Here is a 14,782-nt window from a genome sequence, read left to right on the forward strand (position 1 = left end):
CGTGGTCGTGAGGAGGAGCGGGTCAAGATCGCGAGGAACGAGCGATCTCGACCCGCGACGACGAACGGCCGCGCGTTCCCAGGCGCGCGAGCCGCGCGAGCGGAGCGAGCGCCATGAGCACGCCCGCGAGCCGCCGCGCCGGAGGCGCGGCAATAAACACGCGCCCGGGATCCATACGTGGTGTACGGATCCCGGGCGCGTGTGTGGAACGTGGTGCTTACTTCTTGCCGGCCACCAGGTTCTTGAAGTCCGCGCCGGCCTTGAACTTGGGCACCGAGGTCGCGGGGACCTCGATGGTCTTGCCGGTTGCCGGGTTGCGGGCCGTACGGGCGGGCCGCTCGGCCTTCTCGAACGAACCGAACCCGGTGATCGCGACCTTGTCGCCCTTGGCGACCGTGTTCTGGATCGTCTCCAGGATCGCGTCGACGGCCTCGGCTGCGGCCTTCTTGCTGCCCAGCCGTTCCGAGATGGCGTCGACCAGCTCACGCTTGTTCATTGGGTTACTCCTCCGGTTCCCCCCTTGCCCGCACGAAACTAAAGGACGTAGGGCATTGACACAATCACCTGCAAGCAATACTTCCCGTGTCGCAGGCGATTTCGTCGCTCGAAGGGGCTTCGGACGAGGTCTGCGAACCCGAAGTATCCGATTCGTCACACTCTGTCGCCAGCCGGTAGGGCAGATCCGCCAGGAACGCCTCCAGCCTGCGGTCGGCCAGTTCGTGGTCGCGTTTGGCCAGGTCGGTGATCGTCAGCAGATGCCGGATCAGCCGGCGGCGCGGCTCGGGCGGCAGCGGGGCGACCGCCCGGTGGGCGTCCCGCAGCCGGCGGGCCAGCCGGGTCAGCACGGGGTCCTCCCACTGCGGTCCGCTCCCTGCCGGCGGCCGCGGCGGAGTGGACGGATTGCTCATGGTGTTCGCCCCCAAAACCACGTCGAGCGTGTCTCCCGCAGGAAATCATCCCCCGCGGGGTGACACGCTCGAACGGTCGCCCCCTGCCGAAGGGCGGCGAAGGTCACACGGTGGTCGGCAGCCAGGACGCGCGGCGCTCCTCGTAGGCGGCGATGTCGTCGGCGTGGCGGAGGGTCAGCCCGATGTCGTCCAGCCCCTCCATCAGCCGCCAGCGGGTGTAGTCGTCGATCTCGAAGCCTGCGACGACCCCGGCCCCGCGCACCTCGCGGGCCCCCAGGTCCACGGTGATCTCGGTCGCCGGGTCCTCCTCGACGGCCTTCCACAGCGTCTCGACGGTCTCGGCGGGCAGCACCACCGGCAGCAGCCCCATCTTGGTGGAGTTGTTGCGGAAGATGTCGCCGAACCGCGGCGCGATGACCACCCGGAACCCGTACTGCTGCAGCGCCCACACCGCGTGCTCGCGCGAGGACCCGGTCCCGAAGTCCGGCCCGGCGATCAGGATGCTCGCCCCGGCGTACTCCGGCCTGTTCAGCACGAACTCCGGGTCCTCGCGCCAGGCCGAGAACAGCCCCTTCTCGAACCCGGTCCGGCTGACCTGCTTCAGCCACACCGCCGGGATGATCTGGTCGGTGTCGACGTTGCTCCGCCGCAGCGGCACCCCGCGCCCGGTGTGAACGGTGAACGCTTCCATCTGTCGTCTCTCCAAGTCTGTTTTCACGTACCGGATGTCACGCGGCCTAGAGATCCGCGGGGGCCGTGAGGCGGCCGGTGACGGCGGTGGCGGCGGCGACGGCGGGCGAGACCAGGTGGGTGCGGCCGCCGGGGCCCTGGCGGCCCTCGAAGTTGCGGTTGGAGGTGGAGGCGCTGCGCTCGCCGGGGGTGAGCTTGTCGGGGTTCATCGCCAGGCACATCGAGCAGCCGGCCTCGCGCCAGTCGGCGCCGGCGGCCTTGAAGATCTCGTCCAGGCCCTCCTCCTGGGCCTGGGCCTTGACCTTCATCGAGCCGGGGACGATGAGCATCCGGACGCCGTCGGCGACCCTGCGGCCCCTGAGCACCTCGGCGACGGTGCGCAGGTCCTCGATGCGGCCGTTGGTGCAGGAGCCGACGAAGACGGTGTCGACCTCGATGTCGCGCAGCGGGGTGCCCGGGGTCAGGCCCATGTACTCCAGCGCCCGCTCGGCGGCCTGCCGCTCGATCGGGTCGGCGAACGAGGCCGGGTCGGGCACCGACTCGCCCAGCGGGAGGCCCTGGCCGGGGTTGGTGCCCCAGGTGACGTACGGGGTCAGCGTGGAGGCGTCGATCACGACCTCCTTGTCGAAGACCGCGTCGTCGTCGGTGCGCAGGGACTTCCAGTACTCGACGGCCTTGTCCCACTCGGCGCCCTGGGGGGCGTGCGGGCGGCCCTTGAGGTACTCGAAGGTCTTCTCGTCGGGGGCGATCATCCCGGCGCGGGCGCCGGCCTCGATGGACATGTTGCAGACCGTCATGCGGCCCTCCATCGACAGCCCGCGGATCGCCTCGCCGCGGTACTCGATGATGTGGCCCTGGCCGCCGCCGGTGCCGATCCTGGCGATGATGGCCAGGATCAGGTCCTTGGCGGTGACGCCCTCCGGCAGCGCGCCGTCGACCGTGACGGCCATGGTCTTGGGCTTGATCTGCGGCAGCGTCTGGGTGGCGAGCACGTGCTCGACCTCGCTGGTGCCGATGCCGAACGCCAGCGCCCCGAACGCGCCGTGGGTGGAGGTGTGCGAGTCGCCGCACACCACCGTCATGCCGGGCTGGGTCAGGCCGAGCTGGGGGCCGATGACGTGCACGATGCCCTGGCCGTCGTCGCCCATCGGGTGCAGCCGGATCCCGAACTCGGCGGCGTTCTTGCGCAGCGTCTCGACCTGGGTGCGCGAGACCGGGTCGGCGATGGGGGCCAGCAGGTTCTGGGTGGGGACGTTGTGGTCCTCGGTGGCGATGGTCAGGTCGGGCCGGCGGACCGTGCGGCCGGCCATCCGCAGCCCGTCGAACGCCTGCGGGCTGGTGACCTCGTGCACCAGGTGCAGGTCGATGTAGAGGAGGTCCGGCTCGCCCTCGGCACGCCGCACGACGTGCGCGTCGTAGACCTTGTCGGCCAGTGTCCGGCCCATGTGCTCCACCTCACCTGTCTTGATCACCTTGGGTCACCCTGCGCGCATCGTCGCGCGAGGGCCGAGGTCCCGAACTTGCATCTCACATTTCAAGACTGCAATATCGAGGTATGGACAACTCTAGCGGAGTCGGCGTACTTGACAAAGCGGTGCTGGTACTGAACGCGCTGGAAGCCGGCCCCGCGTCGCTGGCCAGCCTGGTCCAGACGACCGGCCTGGCCAGGCCGACCGCCCACCGGCTGGCGGTGGCGCTGGAGCACCACCGGCTGGTGCACCGCGACGCCCAGGGGCGGTTCATCCTCGGTCCCCGGCTGGCCGAGCTGGCGGTGGCGGCCGGCGAGGACCGGCTGCTGGCCATCGCCCAGCCGGTGCTGGCCCAGTTGCGCGACCACACCGGGGAGAGCGCCCAGCTCTACCGGCGGCAGGGCGACGTCCGGGTGTGCGTGGCGGCGGCCGAGCGCAGCAGCGGGCTGCGCGACACGGTGCCGGTGGGCAGCGCGCTGCCGATGACGGCGGGCTCGGCCGCGCAGGTCCTGCTGGCCTGGGAGGAGCCGGACCGGCTGCACCGGGGGCTGCGCGGGGCCAAGTTCGAGGCCGCCACGCTGGCCGCGGTGCGGCGGCGCGGCTGGGCGCAGAGCGTCGGCGAGCGCGAGCCCGGCGTGGGCTCGGTGTCGGCCCCGATCCGCGGGGCGGGCGGCCGGGTGATCGCCGCGATCTCGGTGTCCGGGCCGCTGGAACGGCTGACCCGCTCCCCCGGCCGGCTGCACGCCGCCGCGGTGGTGGCCGCCGCCGAGAAGATCACCGAGGCGATGCGCCGTACCGCGGGCTAGCGCCCGGCCGCCGGTTCGGGCGGCCGGTCCCCGGAGAGGATCCGCCATCCGGAGACCAGTCGTTCGGCCCAGAGGCGGTAGCCCTCGCGGGACGGGTGGAAGCGGTCGGCGGCGAAGTAGCGGTGCAGGTCGGGCGTGCCGACCCGCAGGTGCGTCACGTCCGGCAGGCGGGCGGCGACCCGGCGCATGGCGTGGTCCATGGCCAGGGCGCGCAGGCCGAGCACCGCGCGGAGCGGTTGCGGCAGGGTCGGGAAGCGGTGCACGTGGGGCATCCCGGCGATCAGCACCGGGACCGGCCCGGCGCTGCGGCGCACGGCGGCGACGAGGTCGGCCAGGTCGCGTTCCCAGGTCCGCAGCGGGCTGAGTTTCAGCAGGTCGTTGATGCCGACCAGGACCAGGACGGCGTCGGCGGGGTCCAGGCGCGGGGCGTGCTCGCGGCTCACCCGGCGGGCGGTCGCCCCGGTGCGGCCGGCGACCTGCCAGGCGACGGGACGCCCGGTGGCGGCGGCCAGCGCGGCGGCCGTGAACCCGGGCATCGCCTCGGCGTGCCGCTCGGCGCCGACGCCCATGGCGGTCGAGTCGCCCACGACGGCCAGCCGGAGCACCGGGCCGTTCCCGTCCACGGCGCCGCGTTCGGGGCCGGTGGCCTCGGGGAGGCGGGGCGTGCGGGCCCGTACGCCGCGGCCCTGGACGAGCAGGATCGGCGCGAGGACCAGGGCGAGCGGCTGCACGGCCCTGAGCAGGGCGAACCTCATGCGCGTTCCTCCGGCCGGGCGAGCCGCTCGCCGGCCTCGTCCCACAGGGCGGACGCGTCACGGCGGCGCGGCAGGTCCTCGACCGGCATCTCCCAGAAGCGGAACGCCGAGTCGCGGGTCCACGGGCGGATCTTCTTCATGATCCGGCCGTGCGGGTCGGTGCGGGCGTAGGCGTAGAGGGCCTTGCGGTCGGTCCAGGCCGACAGGGTCCAGAACGTTCCCCGCAGCGGCTCGGCCCGCAGGGACACGCCGAGCGCGCCGGGCGAGCGCCGGGCCTGCCGCCACAGCCGCAGCGAGTGGACCAGGAAGACCGGCGACCGCCAGGCGTTCGACAACTGGAAGCGGGAGGCCATGACCAGCGCCACCGGCCCGGTGTCGCGGGCCTCGACGGCGGACCAGGGGATCTCCATCGGCGTTCACTCCTTGACGGGCAGCGGGCGGTAGAGGGGGATGCCGGAGCGCTCCAGCTCCTCGCGGAGGGCGAAGTAGGCGTCGCCGAACGGGTCCTCGCCGGTCAGCGGCATCAGGCCGCGGCGGATCGCCACGTCGTGCGGCGCGAGCGCGGCGGCGGCCTCCAGGTGGCGGCGGGCGGCCTCGGCGCGGCCCTCGCGGGCGAGCCAGGCGGCCAGCCGGGCGTGGGCGCGGGCTCGGCTCTCCTCCGGGGTCGGCACGCGCAGGTGGCGGCGGACCTGCTCGGCGTCCAGGCCCGCGTCGCCGTCGAGCGCCCAGCGGCGCAGCGCCTCCCCGGACTTGGCGGAGTCCAGCCCGTTCATGGAGCGGAACAGGTCGGTGGCGGTCTGGGTGTCCTGCGGCCGGGCGATGCGGCCCTCCTCGTCGACCCAGACCACGGTCGGCACGTTGATCACGTTGTAGAGCTCGGCGACCAGGCCCTCGGTGTCGATCACGGCCGGGTGCGGCGCGCGGGCCGCGGCGTGCGCCTCGGCGATCCAGGGGCGGGCGTCGTCGGCGGTCCGGTCGAGGGAGACGCTGAGCACGGTCAGCCCGTGCGGCTCCAGCTCGTCGTGCCGTTCCTGCCAGGCGGGCAGGTCGTAGCGGCAGCCGCACCAGGAGGCCCAGAACACGATCGCGACCTTGCGGCCCCGCAGGCCGGCCAGGGACACGCCGTCGAGGGCGAAGTCGGGGGCGTGGCCGGCGGTGAGCCCGCCGGCGAGCGGCCCGGTCCCGTCGGCGAAGGCGACCGCCCGTTCGGCCTGGTCGATCACCGCGACCCTGCCGACCAGCTCGGCGAACGCGGCGACGTCCACTCCCTGCGGGGTCTCGGCGGCGGCGGCGCGGAAGGCCGGCAGGCAGGTCTCGCCGCGGCACCAGCCGTGCGGCTCGCGGGTCCAGCCGAGCAGCGGCCGGTCGAGCGGGGCCAGCAGCCCGCCGTCCGGCGTGGGGCGCGCGTCCAGTTCGCGGACGCCGGTGGCCTCGATGGCGGTGAACATCGGCCCTCCTCATTAGATACTGCCACTATCCAATATTTGGATAGTACTACTATCCAATCGGAGGTGCCATGCGGATTTCGGAGCTGAGCGAGCGCAGCGGGCTGCCGGTGCAGACGATCAAGTTCTACATCCGGGAGGGCCTGCTGCCGAAGGGCGTGAACTCCGCCGCGACCAGGGCCGAGTACGACGAGACGCACCTGGAGCGGCTGCGGCTGATCCGGGCGCTGCGCGAGGCCGGGGACCTGCCGGTGGCGGCGATCCGGCGGGTCATCACGGCCCTGGAGGATCCCGGGATCGGGCTGCACGACCTGTTCGGCACCGCCGCGTACGCCATCGGGCCCCGGGTGGAGGAGCCCGGCGACGATCCGGCCTGGCGGGCCGCGCGCCGGGAGGTGGACGCGCTGCTGGAGGAGCTGGGCTGGCGGGTCACCGAGGAGGCCCCGGCCCGGACCGTGCTGGCCCAGGCGTTCGTCGCGCTGCGGCGGCTGGGGTTCACGCCGTCGCCCGCGGCCCTGCGCCCGTACGCGCAGGCCGCCGCCGCGCTGGCCGAGCACGAGACCGGGCAGTTGCGGGAGGACACCACGCGCGCCCAGGCGCTGCGCATGCTCGCCGCGACCGTGGTGTACGACCAGGTGCTGGTCGCGCTGCACCGGCTGGCCCAGGAGGACGCGTCGGCCCGGCGGTTCGGGGCCTCTTGAGCGGACGCCCGGCCGGGTAGACAGCCGGTGTGGATCTCGCCTCCGCCGCGCACGAGCTGTACGGAGTCCCGCCCGCGGAATTCATGGACACCCGCAGACGGCTGGTGGCCGAGGCGCGTGCCGCCGGGGACGCCGCGCTGGCCAGGAGGATCGGGGCGCTGCACAAGCCCACGGTGTCGGCGTGGGCGGTCAACCGGCTGTCCCGGGCGGCGGGCGGGGACCTGGCGATGCTGCTGGACCTGGGCGCCCGGCTGCGCGCGGCATGGGCGGCGGGCGAGCCGATCGGGGGCCTGGAGCAGCGGCGCGGGGAGATCGTGGCGATGCTGCTGCGCACCGCCGAACGGCTGGCCGCCGACGCCGGGCTGCCGCTGCGGGACCAGATCCGGCGCGAGGTGGAGGACACCCTGCAGGCGGCGGCGGTGGATCCGCGGGTCGCCGAGGAGGTGCGGATCGGGACGCTGGACAGGCCGCGCAGCCATGCGGGGTTCGTGCCGGCCGGGTTCACCGCGCCCGCCCGCCCGGCGGCTCCCCCGGAGCCCGGGCCCGAGGTCTCCAAGAAGCAGCGCGCCGAGGAGGAACGCCGACGCCGGGAGGAGGCCGCCGAGGCCGCCCGGCGGGAGGCGGACAAGGCCGCCAAGGAGGCTGCGGAGTGGGCGGCGGAGGTCGCCGAGGCGCAGCGGGAGCTGGACGAGCGCGCCGCCGAGGCCGACGAGCTGCGCCGCCGCCTGAACCGGGCGCTGGAACGGCGGAGGGCGGCCGAACGCCGGGTGGAGGTGGCCCGGCGGGAGCACACCCGGGCGTCCCGCGCGGCCGAGGATGCGCGCCGCCGGGCGGAGGGCCGCTGACCGGCCGGTTCAGCCGAGCAGGCCGGAGTCGGCGGCCAGGTCGAGGGCGGCACGGGCGGCCGGGGCCAGCAGCTCCCGCTCGTTCACCGACACGAAGCGCAGCTCGTCGATCTCGCCGGACGGGTGGATGCGACCGTGGAAGGCGGCGGTGAAGCAGGACATCCGTACATGGGTGTGCTCCGGCTGGTCGTGGGCGGGCGCGTGGACCACGCCCAGCCTGCGGAACGTGCGCGGGTCCAGCTCGACCGACAGCTCCTCGCGGACCTCGCGGGAGATCGCCGCCCAGTCCGCCTCCCCCGCCTCGCGTTTGCCGCCGGGCAGGTAGAGCAGGTCGCGGCCGCGCGCCCGGACGGCGAGCATCCGGCCGCCGGCGATGTGCACCCAGGCGACGACGTCCAGCATGGACATGATCATCCCATGCCGCCATGCCCGGCCGGCATGTCGGGCATGCCACATCGTCGCTGGTGGGGCGGGTGAGGCGGTCCTGGCGTCGCGGGCACGGGTCGAGGAGTTCGGCGCGCACGCGGGCCAGGGCAGGGCGGCCCGGTGAGGGAGTTCCCCCTTGTCGGGTGTTTTGGGTGGAAATGTTTATGGGTATCACGTTTATGGCTTCCCCACGGTCGACGTGTGGAGGCTTCCCATGCCCGCGGTGGTGCCCCCGGCGGAGCGGACGCGCAGCGTGCTGCGCGGTGTGGCCGAGCAGGAGATCGCCCGGTTGCTGGCGGGCTCGCGGCCCTGGACCTGGTGGCTGGAACGGGCGGCGCGGTACGGGCGGCACGGGTTCGTCAACACGGTGCTGATCGCCGCGCAGTGGCGGTTCGCCGCCGACGTCCGGTCCTACAACGAGTGGCGGGCGGCCGGGCGGTACGTGCGCAAGGGCGAGACGGGGATCCGGATCCTGTCGCGCAACGGCCGGACCCGGGCGGTGTTCGACATCGCGCAGACCGACGGGGCGCCGCTGCCGCCGCGCGCCCTGCCGCCCGACGCGGCGTACGAACGGCTGCGGCAGGCGGCGCACGCCCTCGGGGTGCAGGCCGACCCCGACCCCCCGGTGGTGCGGGAGGCGCTGACGGCGCTGGCGCTGCGGCTGGGCCGGCGGCTGCTGCCCGAGCACACCTCCTCGGTGGCGTACCTGGTGCTGGCGCATCTCGGGGTCCGGGCGACGCACCTGGTGTATCCGGAGGTGCGGGCCTGGGCCGCCGACACCGGGGCCGTGATCTCCGCCGGTGACCGGATCCTGCGGGCCGCCGCCGTCGTCGCCGCGGAACTGGAGGCGGCCCGGGCCGCCCATGCCTGCCTGGAGGCCGCGCACGCGTTCTTCCTCGCCCAGGCCCCCGGCGGCTGGGTGCCCGCCCACCTGGCCCGGCGCGGCCTGCCCGCGGACGCCCCGGTCGGCTGCGCGCCCGCCGCCTGGCAGGCCCTGACCGGCCACCTGCGGCATCTCGGCCTGCCCGACGACGCGATCATCGCCGCCGGGCTGGCGCGCAGGGGACGCGGCGGAGTCCTGTACGACAGGTTCCGCGACCGGGCGATGTTCCCGCTGCGGGACGCCCGCGGGACGATCGCGGGCTTCATCGGCCGCCGCCACGGCGGGGGCGGCGGCCCGAAGTACCTCAACAGCCCCGAGTCCGCCCTGTTCCGCAAGGGCCGCCTGCTCTACGGCCTGCACGAGTCCCGCGACCGTCTCGCCGCCGGCGCCCGCCCGGTCATCGTCGAGGGCCCCTTCGACGCCCTGGCGATCAACGCCCTCCCCGCCCATGCCGGCATCGCGACCTGCGGCTCCACCATCACCCCCGAACAACTCCGCGCCCTCCTGACCCGCGCGTCCGCGCAGGCCGGGATCCTGGTGGCGCTGGACGGGGATCCGGCGGGGCGGGCCGCGGCGCTGCGGGCGTGGGACGTCCTGCGCGAGGTGAGCGCGCCCGTGGACGTGGCGCTGTTCGAGCCGGGTGACGACCCGGCGGAGGTGCTGCGGCGGGAGGGGCCGGAAGGGCTGCGGCGCGTTCTGGAGGGCGCGCGGCCGATGGCGGATCTCGTCGTGGACGCCGCGGTGGAACGGGCGGGCGGGGCGCTGCGGTCGCCGGAGGACAGGGCGGCGGCGTTGCGGGCGGCGGCCTCGGTGATCGCGCCGATGGCGCCGGTGCACGTTCCGCGGCAGGCCGGCCGGGTCGCCGAGCGGCTGGACCTCGACCACGCCACCGTGACGGGGGCGCTGGTGGAGGCGGTGACCGGCGACCCGGCCTGACCGGGTCCCGCGGGGCCCGGCCTGGGAGCGAGCGGGGTCAGCCCTGCTCTTCGGCCAGTTCGATGGCGATGTCGATGAGCTGGTCCTCCTGGCCGCCGATCAGCTTGCGCTCCCCGGCGCGGACCAGGATCTGCGCGCCGGGCACGCCGTAGCGGGCGGCCAGGCGGTCGGCGTGCTTGAGGAAGCTGGAGTACACGCCCGCGTACCCCATCATGATCTCCATCCGGCCCAGCAGGCACTCGGAGTCCATGACCGGGCGGACCACGTCCTCGGCGGCGTCGACGATCCTGAACACGTCGACGCCGGTGCGGATGCCGAGCTTGTCGCAGACCGCCACGAACGCCTCGACCGGCGTGTTGCCCGCGCCCGCGCCCAGGCGGCGGACCGACCCGTCGATCTGCAGCGCCCCCGCGCGGACGGCGGCGACGCTGTTGGCGACGCCGAGGCCGAGATTCTCGTGGCCGTGGAAGCCGACCTGGGCGTCGTCCCCCAGCTCGGCGACCAGGGCGGCGATCCGGTCGGAGGTCTCCTCCAGGATCAGGGCGCCCGCCGAGTCCACCACGTACACGCACTGGCACCCGGCGTCGGCCATGATCCGCGCCTGCTTCGCCAGCACCTCCGGCGGCTGGGAGTGCGCCATCATCAGGAACCCGACGGTCTCCAGGCCCAGGTCGCGGGCCAGCCCGAAGTGCTGCACCGACACGTCGGCCTCGGTGCAGTGGGTGGCGATCCGGCAGATCCGCGCCCCGTTGTCGGCGGCCTCGCGGATGTCGTCCTTGACCCCGACGCCCGGCAGCATCAGGAACGCGATCTTGGCCTTGGTCGCGGTCTTGACCGCCGCCTTGATCAGCTCCTGCTCCGGCGTGGCGGAGAACCCGTAGGTGAACGAGGACCCGCCGAGCCCGTCGCCGTGGGTGACCTCGATGACCGGCACCCCGGCCTCGTCCAGCGCGGCGACGACCGAGGTGACGTGGTCGACGGTGAACTGGTGGCGCTTGGCGTGCGAGCCGTCGCGCAGCGAGGAGTCGGTGATCCGGATGTCGAGGGTGTCGGAGTAGGGCATGTCAGGCTCCTGCCTCGGTCGCGAGGACCTCGCCGACCTTGACGGCGGCGGCGGTCATGATGTCGAGGTTCCCGGCGTACGGGGGCAGGAAGTCGCCCGCGCCCTCCACCTCCAGGAAGATCGCCACGCGGGCGAGCCCGCCGCTCTCCGGGGCCGGGTCGTCGAACTGGGGTTCGGCGCGCAGCCGGTAGCCGGGCACGTAGGAGGCCACGTCGGCGGCCACGTCGACGATCGACCCGGCGATCTTGTCGCGGTCGGCGTCGGCCGGGATCGCGCAGAACACCGTGTCCCGCATGATCACCGGAGGGTCGGCCGGGTTGAGGATGATGATCGCCTTGCCGCGCCGGGCGCCGCCGATGGTCTCGATGCCGCGGGCGGTGGTCTTGGTGAACTCGTCGATGTTGGCGCGGGTGCCCGGCCCGGCCGACACCGACGCCACCGACGCGACGATCTCGGCGTACTCCACCGGCACCACCCGGGACACCGCGTACACCATCGGGATCGTGGCCTGCCCGCCGCAGGTGATCAGGTTGACGTTGCGGGCGTCCAGATGTTCGCGCAGGTTGGCGGGCGGCACCACGGCGGGACCGACCGCGGCGGGCGTCAGGTCGATCGCCCGGATCCCGGCCTCCTCGTAGCGGGGCGCGGCCTGGCGGTGCACGTACGCCGAGGTCGCCTCGAACACCAGGTCCGGCTTCTCGGGGCGGGCCAGCAGCCAGTCGATGCCGTCGTGGCTGGTCTCCAGGCCCAGCTTCGCCGCCCGCCTGAGCCCTTCGCTGCCGGGGTCGACGCCCACCATGTAGCGCGGCTCGATGTGCTCGCTGCGCAGCAGCTTGTACAGCAGGTCGGTGCCGATGTTGCCCGGCCCGACGATCGCGGCGGTCACCGCCATGGTCACTCCCTGCGGATCACTTGAACGTCAACGACACGGAGCCGAGATCGGTGAAGTCGGCGGTGAACGTCTGACCGGCGGCCACGTCGATCGCCCGGGTGCACGAGCCCGGCAGCACCAGGTGGCCGGCCCGCAGCCGGACGCCGAACGAGGCGACCTTGCGGGCCAGCCAGGCGACCGCGGTGACCGGGTCGCCGAGCACCGCGTCGGACCGGCCGGAGACCACGTGCTCGCCGTCCCGGTACAGGCTCGCCTCGATCGCGGTGAGGTCCAGGCCCTCGGGCGGGCGGCCCTCGCCGATGACGTAGCCGGCCGAGGAGGCGTTGTCGGCGATGGTGTCGGCGAGGCGGATCCGCCAGTCGGCGATCCGGCTGTCGATCAGCTCCAGCGCGGGGACGACCCGTTCGGTGGCCTGCAGCACGTCGTCCTCGGTGCAGTCCTCGCCGGGCAGGTCCGCGCCGAGCACGAACCCGACCTCCACCTCCACGCGCGGGTAGCAGTAGCGGGCGGCCTCCACCGGCTCGTCGGACCGCAGTTCCATGTCGGCGAGCAGGTGGCCGTAGTCGGGCTCGTCCACGCCCATCATCTGCTGCATCGCCCTGGACGACAGGCCGACCTTGTGGCCGCGCACGACCGCGCCCGCCGCCAGCCTGCGGCGGATGTTGATCAGCTGGATCTCGTACGCGTCGACCGCGTCGATGCCCGGCAGGCTCTCGGTGAGCGGCGGGATCGGCGCCCGGTCGAGTTCGGCGTCGCGCAGCCGGTCGGCGGCCTCGCGGCGCTGTTCCTCGGTCAGCATGCCCGTGACGGTACGAGCGCCGGAACGGGTGCGCCCGGGGCGCTCCCGGCCAGTGGGATGCGCCGGTCGTCAGGCCCCGTACACCGGTTCGGGCCGCTCGGCCTTGGCGAGCAGGCCGGCGATGACGGGGCCGAGTTCGGCGGGGTCCCAGCGGGCGCCCTTGTCGGTCGCCGGGCCGTGCCGGAAGCCCTCCATCACGCAGACCCTGCCGCCCTCGACCTCGAAGACCCGGCCGGTGACGTCCCCGGACCCGGCCGAGCCGAGCCACACGACCAGCGGGGAGACGTTCTCGGGGGCCATGGCGTCGAAGCGACCCGGCTCGGGCGGGGCCATCGTCGCCGCGAACACCTCCTCGGTCATCCGGGTGCGGGCGGCGGGCGCGATGGCGTTCACCGTGACCCCGTAGCGGCCCAGTTCGGCGGCGGCGACGAGGGTGAGGCCGACGATCCCGGCCTTGGCGGCCGAGTAGTTGCCCTGCCCGACGCTGCCGAGCAGGCCCGCGCCGGAGGAGGTGTTGACGACGCGGGCGTCCACCGGCTCGCCGGCCTTGGCGCGGACCCGCCAGTACGCGCCGGCGTGCTTGAGCGGCAGGAAGTGGCCCTTGAGGTGGACGCGGATCACCGCGTCCCACTCGTCCTCGCCGAGGTTGACCAGCATCCGGTCGCGCAGGAACCCGGCGTTGTTGACCAGCACGTCCAGCCCGCCGAACGTCTCGACCGCGGTGCGCACCAGCGCGGCGGCGCCCTCGTCCGTGGCCACGTCGTGGCCGTCGGCGACCGCCTGCCCGCCGAGCGCCTCGATCTCCCGCACCACCTGCTGGGCGGGCCCGTCGTCGGCCCGCCCGGTGCCGTCGCGGGCCACCCCGAGGTCGTTGACCACCACCTTGGCGCCCTGCCGGGCGAACTCCAGCGCGTGCGCCCGGCCGAGACCGCGCCCGGCCCCGGTCACGATGACGACCCGTCCCGCACAGATCATGTCCGTCGCTCCCTCAGAGGCGTTCGATGATGGTGACGTTGGCCTGGCCGCCGCCCTCGCACATGGTCTGCAGGCCGTACCGGCCGCCGGTGCGCTCCAGGTGGTGCAGCAGCGTGGTCATCAGCCGGGCGCCGGTCGCGCCGAGCGGGTGGCCGAGGGCGATGGCGCCGCCGTGCGGGTTGACCCTGTCGGGGTCGGCGTCGATGTCCCTGAGCCAGGCGAGCACGACGCTGGCGAACGCCTCGTTGATCTCCACCGCGTCGATCCGGTCGATGGTCATGCCGGTCCTGGCGAGGGCGTGCCGGGTGGCGGGGATGGGCGCCGACAGCATCCGGACGGGGTCCTCGCCGCGTGCGGAGATGTGGTGGATCCGGGCGCGCGGGGTCAGCCCGTGGTCGCGGACGGCCTGCTCTGAGGCGATCAGCAGGGCGGCGGACCCGTCGGAGATCTGCGAGGACACCGCGGCGGTGAGGCGTCCGCCGTCGACCAGGGTCTTCAGGCCGGCCATCTTCTCCAGGGAGGTGTCGCGGCGGGGTCCCTCGTCGGCGGACACGCCCTCCAGTGGGGCGATCTCCTTGGTGAACAGGCCCCCGTCGATCGCGGCGACGGCCCGCCGGTGCGACCGGTAGGCGAACTCCTCCATCTGCTCGCGGCTGATGTTCCACTCGCGGGCGATCTGCTCGGCCCCCGCGAACTGCGACACCTCGACGTCGCCGTACCGGGCCCGCCAGCCCTTGGACCCGGCGAACGGCCCCTCGGTGAAGCCGAACTGGGCGGCGGCGGTCATCGCGGAGGCGATCGGGATCTGCGACATGTTCTGCACGCCGCCCGCCACCACCAGGTCGGCGGTGCCCGACAGGACGGCCTGGGCGGCGAAGTGCACCGCCTGCTGGGAGGACCCGCACTGCCGGTCCACGGTCACGCCCGGCACGTGCTCGGGCAGGCCCGCCGCCAGCCAGCAGGTGCGGGCGATGTCCCCGGCCTGCGGGCCGATGGCGTCCACGCATCCGAAGATCACGTCCTCCACCGCCGCCGGGTCCACCCCGGTCCGGTCCATCAGCGCGCGCAGCACGTGGGCGCCCAGGTCGGCGGGATGCACCCCGGACAGCCCGCCGCCGCGCCGCCCCACCGGGGAGCGGACCGCGTCGACGATGTAGGCCTCGGCCATCGAAGTTCTCCTCATGCGGGG

At 74.1% G+C, this 14,782-nt stretch carries 16 protein-coding genes and 1 pseudogene; 4 read left to right on the forward strand and 13 right to left on the reverse strand.

Annotated features, from left to right (window positions below):
* Positions 1-217 precede the first annotated feature (217 nt).
* The 4 genes and pseudogenes from HNR21_RS30160 to leuC form a co-directional block, all read right to left on the reverse strand.
* Complete coding sequence (locus HNR21_RS30160) at positions 218-496, reverse strand: HU family DNA-binding protein (RefSeq protein ID WP_119729249.1); 279 nt, start codon at positions 494-496, stop codon at positions 218-220.
* Positions 497-680: 184 nt separating this feature from the next.
* Positions 681-908, reverse strand: a pseudogene (locus HNR21_RS36795) (SCO5555 family protein); the annotation flags it as partial.
* A gap of 103 nt (positions 909-1,011) precedes the next feature.
* Positions 1,012-1,599, reverse strand: a complete 588-nt coding sequence (leuD, locus tag HNR21_RS30170) for a 3-isopropylmalate dehydratase small subunit (RefSeq protein WP_119729248.1) — start codon at positions 1,597-1,599, stop codon at positions 1,012-1,014.
* A 46-nt stretch (positions 1,600-1,645) separates the two neighbouring features.
* The gene (gene leuC / locus HNR21_RS30175; RefSeq protein WP_182708908.1) at positions 1,646-3,043 is read right to left on the reverse strand and encodes a 3-isopropylmalate dehydratase large subunit; all 1,398 of its coding nucleotides are present in this window, start codon (positions 3,041-3,043) and stop codon (positions 1,646-1,648) included.
* 110 nt (positions 3,044-3,153) lie between these two features.
* Between leuC and HNR21_RS30180 the strand changes: the two genes are divergently transcribed.
* Positions 3,154-3,873, forward strand: coding sequence for an IclR family transcriptional regulator (locus HNR21_RS30180; protein ID WP_119729246.1), 720 nt, complete (start codon positions 3,154-3,156; stop codon positions 3,871-3,873).
* Here the strand turns inward: HNR21_RS30180 and HNR21_RS30185 are convergent.
* From HNR21_RS30185 to HNR21_RS30195, 3 genes are read right to left on the reverse strand one after another with little or no spacing between them, the layout of a single operon-like run.
* The gene (locus tag HNR21_RS30185; protein WP_220500356.1) at positions 3,870-4,628 is read right to left on the reverse strand and encodes an SGNH/GDSL hydrolase family protein; all 759 of its coding nucleotides are present in this window, start codon (positions 4,626-4,628) and stop codon (positions 3,870-3,872) included. The two genes, HNR21_RS30180 and HNR21_RS30185, sit on opposite strands and share 4 nt — an antisense overlap.
* Positions 4,625-5,038 (reverse strand): hypothetical protein, encoded by a 414-nt coding sequence (locus HNR21_RS30190; RefSeq protein ID WP_182707812.1) that lies wholly within the window; start codon positions 5,036-5,038, stop codon positions 4,625-4,627. Before HNR21_RS30190 ends, HNR21_RS30185 begins: the two co-directional genes overlap by 4 nt.
* A gap of 6 nt (positions 5,039-5,044) precedes the next feature.
* Entirely contained in the window at positions 5,045-6,076 is a 1,032-nt protein-coding gene (locus HNR21_RS30195; protein ID WP_182707813.1) for a TlpA disulfide reductase family protein, read from the reverse strand.
* 68 nt (positions 6,077-6,144) lie between these two features.
* Here HNR21_RS30195 and HNR21_RS30200 point away from each other — a divergent pair, with 68 nt between their 5' ends.
* Both HNR21_RS30200 and HNR21_RS30205 read left to right on the forward strand, forming a co-directional pair.
* Positions 6,145-6,774, forward strand: coding sequence for a MerR family transcriptional regulator (locus tag HNR21_RS30200; protein WP_182707814.1), 630 nt, complete (start codon positions 6,145-6,147; stop codon positions 6,772-6,774).
* Positions 6,775-6,803: 29 nt separating this feature from the next.
* The gene (locus HNR21_RS30205) at positions 6,804-7,619 is read left to right on the forward strand and encodes a hypothetical protein (RefSeq protein ID WP_182707815.1); all 816 of its coding nucleotides are present in this window, start codon (positions 6,804-6,806) and stop codon (positions 7,617-7,619) included.
* 9 nt (positions 7,620-7,628) lie between these two features.
* Here HNR21_RS30205 and HNR21_RS30210 read toward each other — a convergent pair whose 3' ends face one another.
* On the reverse strand, positions 7,629-8,021 hold the full coding sequence (locus HNR21_RS30210) for an NUDIX hydrolase (protein ID WP_119729240.1): 393 nt from the start codon (positions 8,019-8,021) through the stop codon (positions 7,629-7,631).
* 238 nt (positions 8,022-8,259) lie between these two features.
* Here HNR21_RS30210 and HNR21_RS30215 point away from each other — a divergent pair, with 238 nt between their 5' ends.
* The gene (locus HNR21_RS30215) at positions 8,260-9,864 is read left to right on the forward strand and encodes a toprim domain-containing protein (protein ID WP_182707816.1); all 1,605 of its coding nucleotides are present in this window, start codon (positions 8,260-8,262) and stop codon (positions 9,862-9,864) included.
* Between the two features lie 37 nt (positions 9,865-9,901).
* Here HNR21_RS30215 and dmpG read toward each other — a convergent pair whose 3' ends face one another.
* The 5 genes from dmpG to HNR21_RS30240 form a co-directional block, all read right to left on the reverse strand.
* Positions 9,902-10,927: a 4-hydroxy-2-oxovalerate aldolase gene (gene dmpG / locus HNR21_RS30220; protein ID WP_119729238.1), complete on the reverse strand. Its 1,026-nt coding sequence runs from the start codon at positions 10,925-10,927 to the stop codon at positions 9,902-9,904.
* Position 10,928: 1 nt separating this feature from the next.
* Positions 10,929-11,819 (reverse strand): acetaldehyde dehydrogenase (acetylating), encoded by an 891-nt coding sequence (locus HNR21_RS30225; RefSeq protein WP_182707817.1) that lies wholly within the window; start codon positions 11,817-11,819, stop codon positions 10,929-10,931.
* Positions 11,820-11,835: 16 nt separating this feature from the next.
* Entirely contained in the window at positions 11,836-12,618 is a 783-nt protein-coding gene (locus HNR21_RS30230) for a 2-keto-4-pentenoate hydratase (protein ID WP_182707818.1), read from the reverse strand.
* A gap of 69 nt (positions 12,619-12,687) precedes the next feature.
* Complete coding sequence (locus HNR21_RS30235) at positions 12,688-13,593, reverse strand: SDR family oxidoreductase (RefSeq protein WP_182707819.1); 906 nt, start codon at positions 13,591-13,593, stop codon at positions 12,688-12,690.
* Positions 13,594-13,606: 13 nt separating this feature from the next.
* Positions 13,607-14,761: an acetyl-CoA C-acetyltransferase gene (locus tag HNR21_RS30240; RefSeq protein ID WP_182707820.1), complete on the reverse strand. Its 1,155-nt coding sequence runs from the start codon at positions 14,759-14,761 to the stop codon at positions 13,607-13,609.
* Between the last annotated feature and the right edge of the window lie 21 nt (positions 14,762-14,782).

Source organism: Thermomonospora cellulosilytica, from assembly GCF_014138835.1.
In the GTDB taxonomy this organism is placed as follows: Bacteria; Actinomycetota; Actinomycetes; order Streptosporangiales; family Streptosporangiaceae; genus Thermomonospora; species Thermomonospora amylolytica.